General features: G+C 74.3%; 14 protein-coding genes. 8 read left to right on the forward strand and 6 right to left on the reverse strand.

Annotation, left to right across the window (positions count from 1 at the left end; all coding sequences use genetic code 11):
- Positions 1 to 2: 2 nt before the first annotated feature.
- A complete protein-coding gene (locus IW256_RS25210) occupies positions 3 to 1,688 on the reverse strand; it encodes an FAD-binding oxidoreductase (RefSeq protein WP_197016539.1) in 1,686 nt (561 codons plus the stop codon).
- Between the two features lie 56 nt (positions 1,689 to 1,744).
- On the opposite strand from IW256_RS25210, the gene IW256_RS25215 reads away from it, so the two are divergent.
- The 4 genes from IW256_RS25215 (at position 1,745) to IW256_RS25230 (ending at position 5,481) form a co-directional block, all read left to right on the forward strand.
- Entirely contained in the window at positions 1,745 to 2,341 is a 597-nt protein-coding gene (locus IW256_RS25215) for a TetR/AcrR family transcriptional regulator (RefSeq protein WP_197013326.1), read from the forward strand.
- The gene (locus IW256_RS25220) at positions 2,338 to 3,978 is read left to right on the forward strand and encodes a glycerol-3-phosphate dehydrogenase/oxidase (RefSeq protein WP_197013327.1); all 1,641 of its coding nucleotides are present in this window, start codon (positions 2,338 to 2,340) and stop codon (positions 3,976 to 3,978) included. Before IW256_RS25215 ends, IW256_RS25220 begins: the two co-directional genes overlap by 4 nt.
- Positions 3,979 to 4,090: 112 nt before the next feature.
- Entirely contained in the window at positions 4,091 to 4,996 is a 906-nt protein-coding gene (locus IW256_RS25225) for a sucrase ferredoxin (protein ID WP_197013328.1), read from the forward strand.
- A 188-nt stretch (positions 4,997 to 5,184) separates the two neighbouring features.
- Complete coding sequence (locus tag IW256_RS25230) at positions 5,185 to 5,481, forward strand: WhiB family transcriptional regulator (protein WP_081640018.1); 297 nt, start codon at positions 5,185 to 5,187, stop codon at positions 5,479 to 5,481.
- Between the two features lie 284 nt (positions 5,482 to 5,765).
- Here the strand turns inward: IW256_RS25230 and IW256_RS25235 are convergent, their stop codons facing one another.
- The 4 genes from IW256_RS25235 to IW256_RS25250 form a co-directional block, all read right to left on the reverse strand.
- Positions 5,766 to 6,413, reverse strand: coding sequence for a dienelactone hydrolase family protein (locus IW256_RS25235; RefSeq protein WP_307829052.1), 648 nt, complete (start codon positions 6,411 to 6,413; stop codon positions 5,766 to 5,768).
- Complete coding sequence (locus IW256_RS25240; RefSeq protein WP_307829053.1) at positions 6,410 to 7,135, reverse strand: phosphoribosyltransferase; 726 nt, start codon at positions 7,133 to 7,135, stop codon at positions 6,410 to 6,412. Before IW256_RS25240 ends, IW256_RS25235 begins: the two co-directional genes overlap by 4 nt.
- Before the next feature lie 119 nt (positions 7,136 to 7,254).
- A complete protein-coding gene (locus IW256_RS25245) occupies positions 7,255 to 8,178 on the reverse strand; it encodes a phosphotriesterase family protein (protein ID WP_307829055.1) in 924 nt (307 codons plus the stop codon).
- 91 nt (positions 8,179 to 8,269) lie between these two features.
- Entirely contained in the window at positions 8,270 to 9,346 is a 1,077-nt protein-coding gene (locus tag IW256_RS25250) for a YihY/virulence factor BrkB family protein (RefSeq protein ID WP_307829056.1), read from the reverse strand.
- Positions 9,347 to 10,055: 709 nt separating this feature from the next.
- On the opposite strand from IW256_RS25250, the gene IW256_RS25255 reads away from it, so the two are divergent.
- The 3 genes from IW256_RS25255 (at position 10,056) to IW256_RS25265 (ending at position 13,503) form a co-directional block, all read left to right on the forward strand.
- Positions 10,056 to 11,726 (forward strand): nitrite/sulfite reductase, encoded by a 1,671-nt coding sequence (locus IW256_RS25255; protein ID WP_197013331.1) that lies wholly within the window; start codon positions 10,056 to 10,058, stop codon positions 11,724 to 11,726.
- A gap of 293 nt (positions 11,727 to 12,019) precedes the next feature.
- Positions 12,020 to 12,730 (forward strand): phosphoadenylyl-sulfate reductase, encoded by a 711-nt coding sequence (locus tag IW256_RS25260; RefSeq protein WP_197013332.1) that lies wholly within the window; start codon positions 12,020 to 12,022, stop codon positions 12,728 to 12,730.
- Positions 12,712 to 13,503: a sirohydrochlorin chelatase gene (locus tag IW256_RS25265; RefSeq protein WP_197013333.1), complete on the forward strand. Its 792-nt coding sequence runs from the start codon at positions 12,712 to 12,714 to the stop codon at positions 13,501 to 13,503. Before IW256_RS25260 ends, IW256_RS25265 begins: the two co-directional genes overlap by 19 nt.
- A 37-nt stretch (positions 13,504 to 13,540) precedes the next feature.
- On the opposite strand, the gene IW256_RS25270 is transcribed toward IW256_RS25265, so the two are convergent.
- Positions 13,541 to 14,377, reverse strand: coding sequence for a DUF1707 SHOCT-like domain-containing protein (locus IW256_RS25270; RefSeq protein WP_197013334.1), 837 nt, complete (start codon positions 14,375 to 14,377; stop codon positions 13,541 to 13,543).
- Positions 14,378 to 14,618: 241 nt separating this feature from the next.
- On the opposite strand from IW256_RS25270, the gene IW256_RS25275 reads away from it, so the two are divergent.
- Positions 14,619 to 15,191, forward strand: a complete 573-nt coding sequence (locus IW256_RS25275) for a DUF4262 domain-containing protein (protein ID WP_197013335.1) — start codon at positions 14,619 to 14,621, stop codon at positions 15,189 to 15,191.
- Positions 15,192 to 15,203: the final 12 nt, after the last annotated feature.

Raw genomic sequence — 15,203 nt, forward strand, 5'->3', positions numbered from 1 at the left:
GGTCACTCCTCGGTGAGGGGGGCGACGAGCACACCCGGGTTCAGGATGCCGTACGGGTCGAGCCGGTGCTTGATCGCGCGCACCAGTTCCGTCCCGAGGGGCCCGATCTCGCGGGCGTACCAGTCGCGGTGGTCGGTACCGACCCCGTGGTGGTGGCTGATCGTGCCGCCCGCGCCGAGGATCGCGTCGTTGACAGCGTGCTTGGCCTTCTCCCAGTGCGCCACGGCGTCCGCGGCGGTGTCCCCCTCGGCTCCCTGGCCGCCCTGGCCGCCCTGGCCGCCCTGCGCGGAGACGACGGTGAAGTAGAGCGAGGCCCCGGCCGGATACACGTGGGAGATGTGGCACATCACCAGCGGCGGTGTGCCCGCCCCGGCCAGCTCGCGGATGAGGGCCTCCCTGACCGCCGCGTACAGCTGCGGGACGCCGGACCAGAAGGTGGCGGTCTCCAGCGTCTCGGCGAAGGCCCCGGCGTCCAGCAGGGCGTCGCGCAGGTACGGGGCGTCGAAGCGGCCGTGCGCCCACTTCTCGCCCGGCCCGGCGCCGAGCGGCTTACCGCCCAGCCCGCGCAGGACGGCGCCCGCCGCGTCCCGCCGGGCCTCGATCTCCCCGGGCGTCCCCTCGAACCCCAGCACCGCCAGGCACCCCGACGTCCCGGAGGCGCCCGCGTCCCCCGTGACGGCCGCGCCGGCGGCGGAGGGGTCGGCGAGCCCGACCAGGGTCTCGGTCTCGTCCGACAGGCGCAGCACCGCCGGAAGCGGGCCGTCCTGGGCCAGAGCGCGCAGGGCCGCGGTGCCGGCCGCGAACGAGGGGAAGCGCCACCCCTCGTAGGCCGACGACTCCGGGACCGGGCGGATCCGCACCGTGACGGAGGTGATCACTCCGAACGCGCCCTCCGAGCCGAGCACGAGCTGCCGCAGGTCGGGCCCGGCGGCGGACTTGGGGGCGCGGCCCAGGTCGAGCTCCCCCTCCGGGGTCGCGACGGTGAGCCCGGTGACCATGTCGTCGAAGCGCCCGTACCCGGCCGACGCCTGCCCGCTCGACCGCGCGGCGGCGAACCCCCCGACGGTGGCCCACTCGAAGGACTGCGGGAAGTGCCCGAGGGTGAAGCCCCGCTCGCGCAGCAGCCGCTCGGCCCGCGGCGCGCGCAGGCCGGGCTGGAGCACCGCTGTGCGCGACACCGGGTCGACCGAGACCAGCGCGTCCATCCTGCGCAGGTCGAGCGCGACGAAGGCGGCCGGCGCCCCGGGGCCGGGGCGCGGGGTGAGCCCGCCGACCACCGAGGTGCCGCCGCCGAACGGCACGACCGCCACCCGGTGCCGGGCGCACACCCCGAGCACGGCCAGGACCTCCTCGTGCGAGCCGGGCAGGACGACCGCGTCCGGGGCGTCCGCGACGTCCCCGGCCCGGATGCGCAGGAGGTCGGGGGTCGACTTGCCGCGGGTGTGCCGGATCCGCGACTCGGCGTCCACCCGCACGTGGTCCGCGCCGCCGGCGGCCGCCGCGAGCGCGGCGCGGCAGTCCCCGGAGAGGCGGGAGGCGGGCACCGTGATCTCCTCCAGCGCCGCCGGGCCCCGCGTCCCGCCGCGCTCGGGCGGCGGGCGGACGCCGAGCAGATCGCGCAGCAGCCCGGCCACCGCCTCCGGCAGCGGCGCGGCCCGCTCCGGGTCTCCCCAGCCGCTCCACAGCATGTCCCGCCCGTCCCGCGTTCCGGGGTCCCGCGATTCCATGCCTTACACTGTGACATATGACGTCAGACCGTCACAAGAGGACCGCCGAGGACGCCGTGCTGGACGCCGCCCGCGACTGCGTGCTGGCCGTCGGCGTGCGCCGTACGACGCTGACCGACATCGCCCGGCGCGCGGGGGTCTCGCGCATGACCCTCTACCGGCGCTGGCCCGACGTGCGCACCATCGTGGGCGACCTGATGACCCGGGAGTGGCTGGCCGCCGCCGTCGGCGCGCAGCCGCCCGACGACGGCGGGCCGGTCCGTGCCCGGCTGGTGGCGGGCCTGGTCGCGGGGGTGCGCGCGTTCCGCTCCCACCCGCTGCTCCGCAAGATCGTCGAGGTCGATCCCGAGCTGCTGCTGCCGTACGTGCTCGACCGCTGCGGCGCCAGCCAGCAGGCGTTCCTGGAGATGTTCGAGACGGCCCTGCGGGAGGGGCACCGCGACGGCACCGTCCGGCCCGGCCATCCGGCCCGGCAGGCCCGCGCGCTGCTGCTGGTGGTCCAGTCGTTCGCGCTGTCGGCGCGCACCATGACCGACGCCGCCGACCCGGAGCTGGACGAGGCGGCCTTCGACACCGAGCTGGCGCTCCTCCTGGAAAGGACGCTGGCCCCGTGAGCGCCCCGCCGGAACGCTCGTCGCTGAACGCCGCCCGGCGTGCCCGGGAGCTGGCCGCGCTCCCCGGCGAGGTGGTCGACGTGCTGGTCGTCGGGCTGGGCGCCACCGGCGCGGGGGCCGCACTGGACGCCGCCTCCCGCGGTCTCAGCGTCGCCGCGATCGACGCGCACGACCTGGCGTTCGGCACCTCCCGGTGGAGCTCCAAGCTCATCCACGGCGGGCTGCGCTACCTGGCCTCCGGGCAGCTGGACGTGGCGTACGAGAGCGCCGTGGAACGCGGCGTCCTCCTGCGGCGCACGGCGCCGCACCTGCTGGGCGCCCTCCCGTTCGTGATGCCGCTGACACCGATGGTGCCGCGGCGGCAGGAGGCGCTGGTCCGCGGCGGGCTGGCCGCCGGGGACGCGCTGCGGCTGGCCGCCGGCACCCCGCGGAGCCTGCTGCCCGGCCCGCGCCGGCTCACGGCCGCCGAGACGCTCCGGCTGGCGCCCGCGCTGCGGCCGGACGGGCTGCGCGGCGGGCTGCTGTCCTGGGACGGGCGGCTGGCCGACGACGCCCGCCTGGTCACGGCGATCGCCCGGACCGCCGCCGCGCACGGCGCGCGGATCCTCACCCGCTGCCGGGCGCTGACGGTGACCGGCGAGGGCGCGCTGGTCCGGGACGAGCGGACGGGACGGACGTTCCCGGTGCGCGCCCGGTCGGTGATCAACGCCGCCGGTGTCTGGGCCGGCGGCCTGGTGGACGGGGTGCGGCTGCTCCCCTCCCGCGGCACCCACCTGGTGCTGCGCGCCGGGAGCCTGGGCGGGACGACGGCCGGGATGCAGGTGCCGGTCCCGGGCTCGCGGGCCCGCTTCGTCCTGGTGCTCCCGCAGGGCGACGGCCGCGTCTACGTGGGGCTCACCGACGAGCCGGCCGACGGCCCGATCCCCGACGTGCCCGAGCCCACCGAGGGCGAGATCGGGTTCCTGCTGGACGTCCTGGGCTCGGTCCTGGACGCGCCGGTGCGGCGCGCGGACGTCGCCGGGGCCTTCGCCGGGCTGCGCCCGCTGCTCGACGACGGCCCCGCCGGGCCGGGCGGGGGTCCGCCGGCCGGCACCCATGCCGACATCTCCCGGCGGCACCGCGTGCTGACCTCCCCGGACGGGGTGGTCACGATCGTCGGCGGCAAGCTCACCACGTACCGGCGGATGGCCGAGGACGCCGTGGACGCGGTGCTGGCCGCCGGCCGTCTCGGCCCTGCGCGGCCGAGCCGGACGGCCCGGATCCCGCTCGTGGGCGCCGCGCCCGCCGCCCGCCCCGGCGCGGGGCCTCCGGTGCCCGGCGGCGTCCCGGCGCGCCTCGTCCGCCGGTACGGCGCGGAGGCGCCCCTGCTGGCGGCGCTGGCGCGGGAGGAGGGCCCGGGCTCGCTGGAGCCGGTCGTGCCCGGGCTGCCGGTGCTCGGCGTGGAACTGGCCTGGGCGGTGCGTCACGAGGGGGCGCTGGACGTGGGCGACCTCCTCGACCGGCGGACCCGGATCGGGCTGGTCCCGGAGGATCGCGCGGCGGCCGTCCCGGCCGCCGAGGCGGTGCTGCGCCGGCACGCACCGGCCCCCGACAGTCGGGATGATCCGGACAGTTCGCCCAGTTCACCCCAGCTCTAGGGTGGGGTCCCGGTGGCCGCGCGGTGACTATGACCCGCGTCACAGGACCTACCCCCGAGGGATCGGTTAGGTTACCCTAACCTAATACCGATCACGATCGACGGGGGTTCGCTTGACGCGCCGGAACAGCTGCGACCACTGCCCGGGGAGTCACTCGGGCGAACGGCCGTGCCTGGCCAGCGCGACGGCGAAGGCGCGGAGCTGGCTGCTGATCGAGCATCCGGGGCCCTGGCCGGTCCGCATCGAGGACCTGACCGACCCCGCCCCCATCGCCGAGGCCGTACGGGCCGCCCGGGCCGCCGGGGTCCGCCCCCAGCTCATCCGCAGACCCGGCCGGCGGCGGGGCGTCCCGCCCGTCCAGGTGTACGCCGGATACTCCTCCGGCGACGAGGTCTGGCTCGAAGGCCGGGAGCTGGCCGACCCCGCGGAGCTCGCCGGGCTCGACCTGCGCGCGCTGGCCGCCGGGAGGCGGCCCGGCTTCGGCGAGCCGGTCGGCGAGCCCGTCCTGCTGGTCTGCACGCACGGGAAGCGCAACGCGTGCTGCGCCCGCACCGGCGCTCCCCTGGCCCGGCATCTGGCATCACGTTTCGGAGCCTTTGTCTGGGAAACGACCCACGTCGGCGGTGACCGCTACGCAGCGAATCTGGTATGCCTTCCCCACGCTCTGTACTACGGCGACCTTGGCCCCGAGGAGGCCACGGCGGCGGTCGAGGCGTACCTGAACGGCGAGGTCAGGCTGGAGCGGCTGCGCGGCAGGGCCGGGCAGCCGGAGCCGGTGCAGGCCGCCGAGCATTTTCTGCGCGCCCATTGCTCGATCTTCGACGTCGACGGCGTCACCGTGGAGTCGGTCACCGGGACATCACCCTACGAGGCGGTGGCCCGGGCCCGGGGGAACCGTTACCGATTGATCATTGAGAGCGCCGTACAGGCCGATCCGTGCGGTTCGGAGTGCTCGGAGAAGCTGGGAACCTACTTTGTTAGGGACATCACCCTTCTCAACACAGCGGCCCTCGTGTAATCTCTCGAAGGCCCCATTCGAGGGTCTCCCTGTCGCACGGCCCCTCAGCCGCCCGGTGAACCGGGCGAGGGGAACAGAGCGGCAACTCTAGACGTTGGAACTTTCGGCGCTTCTGACGCATGTCTCCGAAGCACGTCGAGCGTCCATGTCCGAAATTTGCTCAGCAAACCAACCAAGGTGGGTGTTCCATGGCTCAGGTACGTCGGCAGGCAAACCTCCCTCGTCCCAGCTGGGGCTGGCAGGACGCCGCGGCGTGCCGGGGGGAAGACCTCGTGCTCTTCTTCGGCCCCGACGGCGAACGTCAGCCCGAGCGCGAGATTCGCGAGCGTAAGGCCAAGCAGATCTGCATGGGCTGCCCCGTCCGCTCGGAGTGCCTGGACTACGCGGTGTCCCGGCCCGAGAAGTACGGCACGTGGGGCGGGCTCAACGAAGACGAGCGCGCGTCCGAGCGCCGTCGCCGGATGCGCCGCGCCAACGCCGCCTGACCGGCCGCGACCGCTCCGCGGTCCGGCCGCGCCGGTCCGGCGGCACCAGGGCTTCCCTTGCGGCTCCCCTCGCGCACCCCGGCACGCCACCGAAAAAACGTACGGCCCCGCACCGCGGGGCCGTTTGCGTTGCCCGCTCCAGAGTCCCGTCCGGGTCCACGGAGCGGGCAACGCTAACGTTGCACGGGTTTTTCATCACATGTGCGTTACATGTGCGCCCTGCCCGCACTCGCTAATGGCGGGCGAAACCATCCCTAATACCGCACCCGACAACACGGCGCGGGCTATTTCCGCAAATTAGCCCGGAACCATTCGGCGCTCAGCCGCGCCACCTCCTCCAGCGCCCCCGGTTCCTCGAAGAGGTGCCCGGCGCCCGGGACGAGGGTCAGCTCGTGCCCGGCGGCGGCGTCCATGCGCTCCAGGGCCTGCTCGTTGAGCGACAGCACCTCCAGGTCGCGCCCGCCCACGATGAGCAGGGTGGGCGCCCGCACCTCGCTCAGCGAGTGCGCGGCCAGGTCGGGACGGCCGCCCCGGGACACCACCGCGGCGACGTCGCCGGGGCACGCGGCGGCGGCCACCAGCGCGGCGGCGGCGCCGGTGCTGGCGCCGAAGAGCCCCACCGGAAGGCCCGCGACGCCCTCCTCGACCCGCGCCCACGCCACCACGCGGCTCAGCCGCCCGGCCAGCAGCGGCACGTTGAACCGCAGCCGGGCGTCGATCCGGTCCTCGATCTCCTCCTCGGCGGTCAGCAGGTCGAACAGCAGCGTGCCGAACCCCGCGCCGTTGAGCGCGGCGGCCACCTGCCGGTTGCGCGGGCTGTGCCGGCCGCTGCCGCTGCCGTGCGCGAAGATCACGAGGCCGCCGGCCCCGGCGGGCATCTCCAGGTCGCCCTCCAGCCGCACCTCGCCGGCGGGCACGTACACGCCCGTCACCGCTCCGCCCCCCGCGCCGCCGCGTCCCGGTCCAGCCAGGCGATCACGTCGGCGTCGGACAGCTGCTCGAAGTGGACGTACCACTGCCCGACCGCCCGGAAGGACCAGGGCACCGCCGGCGCCACCACCTCGTCGGCCTCGTCCCACAGCGCCGTCACGGTCTCCGCGGCCCCCACCGGGACCGCCAGCACCAGCCGGGACGGGCCCAGCCGCCGGACGGCCCGCAAGGCCGCCCTGGCCGTCCCCCCGGTGGCCAGCCCGTCGTCCACCACGATCGCGGGGCGCCCCCCGAGCGCGGGGAGCGGGCGATCGCCCCGGTAGGCGCGCACCCGGCGTTCCAGCTCGGCGCGCTCGGCCGTCACGGTGGCGGCCAGGTCGCTCTCCTCCAGCGAGAGCCGGGCCAGCAGGCCGTGGTCGAAGACGGGCTCACCGCCCTCGGCGACGGCCCCGACGCCCAGTTCCGGCTGGGGCGGGTATCCGATCTTGCGGGTCACGAGCACTTCCAGCGGGACCGGCCGGTCCGGGGTGGACAGCCTGCGGGCGATCTCGTAGCCGACGGGCACGCCGCCCCGGGGCAGCGCCAGCACCACGGCCCCTTCCAGGCGCAGCGGCACCAGCCGTTCGGCGAGGACGCGGCCGGCCTCGGCGCGGTCGGTGTACGGGAGCCGGACCGCGGGACGCTCGGTCTCCGTGCCCGCACCGCCCGGCGTGCGTGCACGCACGGTCCTGTTCCAGCGCATCGGCGTCACCCCTCCCTGGGGACGCGGCAGAACACCTCTGTGCTGTGCCCTACCCACTTACGCCGTGCTCGCGCCCGCGAGGGCGCCCGGGGTGCGGCGGGTCAGCGAGCGGTGCCGCTGAGCCACCGGAGGGGGTTGTCGTGCAGTACCCGGCGCAGGGTGTCCTCGTCGGCCCCCGCGGCGCGCAGCGCGGGCACGAACGTGCCGAAGAGGTGGCCGAAGCCGTGGCCGCCGTACCGGGTGATGTGCTCCATCCGCGAGACCCCGGTGCTCAGCAGCAGCCGGTCGGTGTGGCCCCCGTCCAGGAACTCCATGACGTTGCGGACGCGGGTCGCGAGGGCGTCGGCGTCCCCGGCGGCCAGGCCCAGGGCGCCGAACGAGACGTAGGCTCCGGCCTCGGCGATCTTCCGGTGCGCCGCCGGGTCGTCCACCAGGTCCTGCTGGCCCACCGCGACGCGGTGCGGGGCCAGCCCGGCCCCGGTGAGCAGTTCCAGCTGGGCCAGCCCGGAACGGCCGTAGGTCGCCACCGAGAGCCCCGAGTAGCGGGCGGCCTGGGCGGCGGCGCGCAGGCAGCGCTCCTCGGCCTCGGAGGGCGTCTCCCCCCAGCCGCCGACCTCGCCGATCACGCCGGGCAGCGCGTTGGTGCCGTCCAGGCCGAAGCCGATCTCGGCCAGCAGCCGCTCGGCCAGCTTCTCCACGTCGGCGTCGCCGACGAAGGCCGGGTGGAACGGCTCGGTGAAGAAGCCCGCGCCGGCGACCACCGCGACCCTGGCACCGGCGCTGATCCGCGCCAGCGCGGCGGCGTTGCGGCCCATCCCCGTGCAGGTCAGGTCGACGACCAGGCCGAGGTCGTGGTCGGCGCGCAGCGCGGCCAGCTCGCGGGTGACCGGCTTCTCCTCGTCCAGCCAGCGGCGCGGGTCGGAGTCCAGCAGGGACGGACGGGACGGCCAGCGGAGGTCGAGCTGCAGATGCTCGTGCGGCAGCACCGCTCCGGTGATGTCCGACGTCGGGATGGTTCCGGTCACGGTACGCAGCCGACCGGGCTCGTCACGGCGGGTCATATCACGCGAGGTTACGACATATTTGGCCTTTTCAAACCCAAACCGGGCAGAGTTTTTATCTTTCGCAACCCGTGCCCTCGTCGCCCGGCCGCGGAGCGGGTTCGGGCGCCGCGCCGGCCCCGCGTTCGGCCGCGCGCACGGGCGGGGGCGGCTCCTTGCCCGCCTCCCGGAGGGCGCGCGCACGGGCGGTGCCGGGGCTGGGCCAGCGGCGGTCGATCTCGGCGTTCAGCGCGGCCCCGATCAGCACCGCGAGCGCGGCCACGTACAGCCACGCCAGCACGGCGATGGAGGCGGCCAGCGATCCGTACACCGAGACCCCGGCCAGCGATCCGGCCAGGTAGAGGCGGAGCAGGAAGCTGCCCACGATCCAGATGAGCAGGGCCATCGCCGCGCCCGGGACCTCCCGCCACCAGGCCGTCCGCACCGGGACGCTCATGTGGTAGAGCAGCGCCAGGAAGAGGATCGACAGCGTCACCACGATCGGCCAGTAGAGCAGCGACACCACGCCGGCGCTCTCCGGCAGCGTCCGCCGCACCAGCGCGGGCCCGGCCACCAGCAGCGGGATCACCACGATCATCACCAGCAGCCCGACCAGGTAGAGCACGAAGGCGCGCAGCCGGGTCCGGATCACCCCGCGCAGGCCGGACAGCCCGTAGGCGATGGTGATCGTGTCCACGTAGACGTTGGTGGCCCGCGAGCCCGCCCACAGCGAGATGAGGAAGCTCACCGACACGATGTCCGGGCTGCCGCCCCGGATCACGTCGTCGATGAGGGGGATCACCACCGAGTCCACGGCCGGCCCGGTCAACACGGTCTGGGCCTGCTGGATCAGGAAGCCGCGGACCTCCGCGACGGTGCCCGGCCCCAGCGCGCCGCGGAAGTGGCCCATCGTCCCGATCAGCCCGATCACCAGCGGCGGCAGCGACAGCAGTGCGAAGAAGGCCGCCTCCGCCGCCAGCCCGGTCACCCGGTAGCGGAACGCCGCCACGGCGGTGTCGCGGACCAGCCCCCAGACGATCCGTGGCACGGCGCGCAGCAGGGCGCGCGGCGCGGACCGCCTCTCCCCCGGGTCCGTGTCGGCCTCCTCTGCCGGGGCACCGGCGACGCCGGCGGCGCCCGAAACCGTGGTCACACCGATATACCGTAGGGCGTAGTCAGCCCGTTACCTACCGAATCGACCATTCCAGCGCTCCCCTCCGCGCGTCGTGCCCGGGTGATACCCGCTTTGACGTACGAAACGGGCGAAAGGCTCATGATCGGCGGGAGCGCGGGCACGGCCTCACCCCCAAGGGGACGTAGCACGCATCATCGGACATCGGTGACAATGGAGGGGTGATCTGTCCGGCGTGCCGCGACGACCGCCACGGGGAGTGCCGTGGCGGATCGTGGTGCGACTGCCAGCACCAGCCCGCGGCCCGCCCCCGCCCGGCGGCCGGAGCCTCCGGGGCCTCCGGGGCTTCCGGGGCTTCCGGGGACGAGACCGCGGCCCGCGACGACGCGGGCGGTCCCGGCCGGTCGGAGCCGCCGGTGAACTGGATGCGGCAGGGATGACACCTCGCACCGGGATGACCCTTCTCACGTGTCCGCATGCCGGACGCAACTGGACAGCCCGCGAGACCGCATGTCACAGTTCAGGTATGACTGCTGCGGACCCGTTGCTGGTGATGCGCCGGCACGTGGACTTCCTGCGCGTCCGCAGCGCGATCTGTCTGTGACGCCCCGACCACGCCCCCCTGTACTTCACGGGCGCGTGGTGCATCGGCGTCACCTATGACCAACCCCTGCTCAGCGACGAGCCGGCTGTTCGCGACTGCCGGTGCACTACGCGTCCCCACCATCGGATGGATGAGGATCGCGCCGTGCCACCTGCGACCAAGCGCAAGAGAGGCGAGGGCCAGTGGGCCCTCGGCTATCGGGAACCTCTCAACAAGAACGAAGAGAACAAGAAGAACGACGACGGCCTCAACGTCCGCCGCCGGATCGTCGACGTCTACTCCAAGGCCGGATTCGACTCGATCGACCCGGCCGACCTGCGCGGCCGGTTCCGCTGGTTCGGGCTCTACACCCAGCGCAAGCCCGGGATCGACGGCGGCAAGACCGGCATGCTGGAGGACGAGGAGCTCGACGACCGCTACTTCATGATGCGGGTGCGCATCGACGGCGGCCGGCTGACCGGTCCGCAGCTGCGCGCGATCGCCGACATCTCCACCGAGTACGCCCGGGGCACCGCCGACATCACCGACCGGCAGAACGTCCAGTACCACTGGATCGCGATCGAGGACGTCCCGGCGATCTGGGAGCGGCTGGAGGCCGTGGGGCTGTCCACCATGGAGGCGTGCGGCGACACCCCGCGCGTGATCATCGGCTGCCCGCTGGCCGGGATCGCCGCGGACGAGGTGCTGGACGCGAGCCCGGAGATCCGCGAGATCCACGACCGGTACATCGGGTCGCGGGAGTTCTCCAACCTGCCGCGCAAGTTCAAGTCGGCGCTGTCGGGCTGCGCCGCGCACTGCACCGTCCACGAGATCAACGACGTGGCGTTCGTCGGCGTGGTGAACGACGACGGCGAGGTCGGCTACCAGGCGTTCGTCGGCGGCGGGCTGTCCACCAACCCGATGTTCGCCAAGAGCCTGGGCGTGTTCGTCAAGCCCGAGCAGGCGCACGAGGTGTGGAAGGGCATCATCTCGGTCTTCCGGGACTACGGGTACCGGCGGCTGCGGCACCGCGCCCGGATCAAGTTCCTGGTGAACGACTGGGGCGCGGCCAGGTTCCGCGAGGTGCTGGAGAAGGAGTACCTGGGCTACGCGCTGCCCGACGGTCCCGAGCCCGCCGCCCCGCTCCCCCGCCGTGACCACGTGGGCGTCCACCCGCAGAAGGACGGCCGCTACTACGTCGGCTTCGCGCCGAGGGTGGGCCGGGTCAACGGGCCGCTGCTGACGGCCGTCGCCGACCTCGCCGAGCGCTACGGCTCGGGCCGGGTCGCCACCACGGTCGAGCAGAAGATGGTGATCCTCGACGTGCCCGAGGAGAACACCGAGCCGCTGGCCGCCGCGCTGGCCGAGCACGACCTCCAGGTGCGCCCGTCCACGTTCCGCCGCCAGACCATGGCCTGCACCGGCATCGAGTACTGCAAGCTGGCGATCGTCGAGACCAAGCAGCGCGCGATGGACCTCATCGACGAGCTGGAGAAGCGGCTGCCCGAGTTCGACCAGCCGCTGACCATCAACGTCAACGGCTGCCCGAACGCCTGCGCCCGCATCCAGGTCGCCGACATCGGCCTCAAGGGCCAGCTGGTGGTGGACGAGAACGGCGACCAGGTGGAGGGCTTCCAGATCCACCTGGGCGGCCAGGTCGGCGCCACGTTCGGCAAGAAGGTGCGCGGTCTGAAGACCACCTCGGACGGGCTGACCGACTACGTCGAGCGGGTCGTGCGCAAGTTCGACGAGCAGCGCGCCGAGGGCGAGACCTTCGCCGCCTGGGTCCAGCGCGCCGACGACGCCGACCTGAAGTAGGCGACCCGGAGTAGGCGACCCGAAGCGGGCGGCCGGAGACCCCACCGGCCGGCCGCGCGAAGCCACGAGAGAGACGGGAGGCAGAGGATGAGCGAACGTGCCGCGCCGTTCTACTGCCCGTACTGCGGTGAAGAGCATCTCGAACCGCGCGAGGCCCCCGCCGCGGAGGCGGGGAGCGGGGGCGCGACGCCCCGCCGGCAGGAAGGAGCGACGTGGTTCTGCCGTGACTGCGTCCGTTCCTTCACCTTGAAGTTCCTCGGTGTCGGAGCCCCCCACACGAAGGAGAACTCCCGATGACGCTACTGGAGACCGACAGACCGGCCCTCGACCTCGAAGACATCGTCGAATCGGCCGCGAGCGCGCTGGAGGGCGCCTCCACCCTGGAGGTCATCCGCTGGGCGGCGGCCACGTTCGGCGACCGGATCTGCCTGACCTCCTCGATGTCGGACGCCGCGCTGATCCACCTGGTGTCGAAGGTGAAGCCCGGGATCGACGTGCTGTTCGTCGACACCGGCTACCACTTCGCCGAGACCATCGGGACCCGGGACGCGGTGGAGGCCGTCTACCCGGTGAACGTGATCAACGTGACGCCGTCCCGCACCGTGGAGGAGCAGGAGGCCGCTCTCGGCCCCCGCCTGAACGGGCGCAACCCGGACCTGTGCTGCCACCTGCGCAAGGTGGAGCCGCTGGGCCGGGCGCTGGAGGGCTACATGGCCTGGTTCAGCGGCATCCGCCGGGACGAGACCGCCAGCCGCCGCGACCGCAGGGTCGTGGAATGGGACCGCAAGCGCGGGATGGTCAAGGTCAACCCCATCCTGGACTGGACCCAGGAGGACATGGACAACTACATGTCCGACAACGGCGTCATCGTGAACCCGCTGCACTACGACGGCTACCCCTCGATCGGGTGCGCGCCGTGCACGAGTCCCGTCGCCCCCGGCGAGGACCCGCGCAGCGGACGCTGGGCCGGGATGGGCAAGACCGAATGCGGCATCCACCTGTGACGCTGCCGCCCCTCACCGCGCGGCCTCCCATGGTCGCGGTGGCGCACGGGAGCAAGGACCCGCGCGCCGCCGCCACCGTGGAGGAACTGCTGTCGGCCGTCCGGGCCAGGCGCCCGGCGGTGCCCGTCCTGACCTCGTTCCTGGACCACGCGCCGCCCGCGCCCGGTCCCGTCCTGGAAGGGCTGCTCGCGCGGGACGCCGCGGGGGGCGGGCCGGTGGTGGTGCTGCCGCTCCTCCTCACCGCCGCCTACCACAGCAAGACCGACGTCCCGGGCGTGCTGGCGCAGGTGCGGCGGCGGCATCCGCGGGCCCGCCTGCGGACGGCCGCGACGCTGGGCCCGCACCCGCTGCTCGTGGCCGCCCTGGAGCGGCGGCTGGCCGAGGCGGGCGTGGAGATCGGCGATCCGGACACGGCGGTGGTGCTGGTGTCGGCGGGGTCCAGCGACCCGTCGGCCAACGCCACCATCCGGGCGATGGCCCGCGAGTGGCGCGGGCGGGGCTGGCGCGACGTCGTCGCCGCGTACGCGTCCGCGGCCGGCCCGGCGCCCGCCGCGGCGGTACGGGGCCTGTACGAGGCGGGCGCGTCCCGTGTCGTCGTCGCCTCGTACTTCCTGGCGCCGGGCTACTTCGCCGACAAGGTCCGCCGGGAGTCCCTGGCGGCCGGGGCCGCGGTGGTGTCCCCCGTGCTGGGCGCCGCCCCGGAGGTGGCCGAGCTGGTGCTCCTGCGCTACACCGAGGCGCTCACGGCCGCTCCGGCGGCGGCCGCGGTCTGATCCGCGCGGGACCGCGGCCTCCGCGTGCCCGCGGCGTTCAGCGCGTGCCCGGCGGGCCGTCCTCGCCCCCGCCGGTCTTCCGGCGCTCCCACCAGGAGGCCAGGGCCCGCCGTACGGGGGCGTGGTGCTCGTCGTCCACGATCTTCACATCGCCCATGATGGCGTGCGCGCGGACGTTCACGACCGGGACGCGCGCGCCGTCCTGGGCCTCCCGGGCCTGCACCTTGCGGACGCCCATGACGGCGTAGCCGCTCATCCGCACCGTCACGCCGTCCGGGACGATCACCTTGACGTCGCCCATCACGGCGGTGGCCACCACGGTCACCTCGCCGCTGGGCACCTGCGCGCCGCGCAGGTCGAGGACGACGTCACCCATCACCGAGAGCGCCTCCAGCTCCTGGTCGATGCGGCCGACGATGCGCTCCTTACAGTCGCCCATGATCGCGGTGAACCGCCGCCGCACCTGCGGGGGCGCCGGCTCGGCGCCGGGCGCGCCCATGCCGGGCAGATCGGCGAGGATCCGCTCCAGGTCGCCGCGGGTCACGGCGAGGTAGGCCTTCTCGGTGCGCTCGGTCAGCTCCTCGAAGGTCAGCCGGCCCTCCACCGAGGCCACCCGCAGGGCCTCGACCACGGCCTCCCGCTCGGCGTCGGAGGCCCGTACCGGATCGCCGCCGGCCGCCGGGGGGTCGTCGCGTCCCGGCTCCGGGTCGGGAGCCGCCGCGGAGCCGCGCGCCGGGCCCGCCCCTGGCGCCGGGTCGCCGTCCCCTCGCGGGCCGGGGACGCGCTCCGGCTCGCCGGCGTGCACGGGCTCTGGCGGGACCTGCGGCCGGAGGTCGGACGGCCGCCGGCCCGGCTGCGGGGTGGGCTGACTCATGACTCAGAAGGTATGCCCTCGCGCCCCTGAGACAATCCGCCGCGCGGACGAGATCGGCACGGCCCTTCAGGAGGACCCTCACCGGGCGCCCGTTTTCCGCCGATCACCGGGCGCGCCGTGCCCGGGAGCGCGTAAAGTACGGGCTTGACCGCCGCAGGTGACGTGCACGCGACAAACGCACGTGCACATGCACGCGCGTCGCACTCCTGGGAAGCACGCGACTCGCCGTAAGCTGGCCCTCATGTCCGACGGCCGCCCCCCGTGCGCGTGCATCATCTGCCATGACTACGGCGACCGCGAGCGCCTGGACAACTTCCAGCTGCGCACGATCGTGCACATCACGCAGTACGGCTGGAGCGTGGTGCTGGTCCCCGGGGACGACGAGCGCCCCGGCTGGGCGTACACCATCGGGTTGTGGCACAGCCACCGCGCGCCCGAGCTGGCGATGTTCGGCGGCGACGTCTACGAGACGGAGGAGATCCTCAACACGCTCGGCCGCCGGGCCGCCGAAGGGCGCGCGCCCGCAGGCGGCGAACGGCTGGACGACGTCGTCCGGGGACGGCCCGCGGCGTTCCGCCCCGTGAACCTCCGGTGGTACGAGGGCGCGTTCGGCGGCGCCCTGGCGTTCTACCGCCGCCCGCCCCTGCCCGTCCACCAGGTGGTCTGGCCCAACCAGGACGGGCTCTTCCCCTGGCAGCCCGGCACCGACCTGACCTTCCGCCGCGCACAGCCCTGGCTGTGGCTGGACCCTCGCCAGCACCCCGAGGGCGTCTGGACCCGGCGCCTGAGCCCGCCTCCCCCGCCCCAGGCGTAGACGCCCGCCCCG

Origin of the sequence: Actinomadura viridis, from assembly GCF_015751755.1 — a bacterium.
Classification (GTDB): domain Bacteria; phylum Actinomycetota; class Actinomycetes; order Streptosporangiales; family Streptosporangiaceae; genus Spirillospora; species Spirillospora viridis.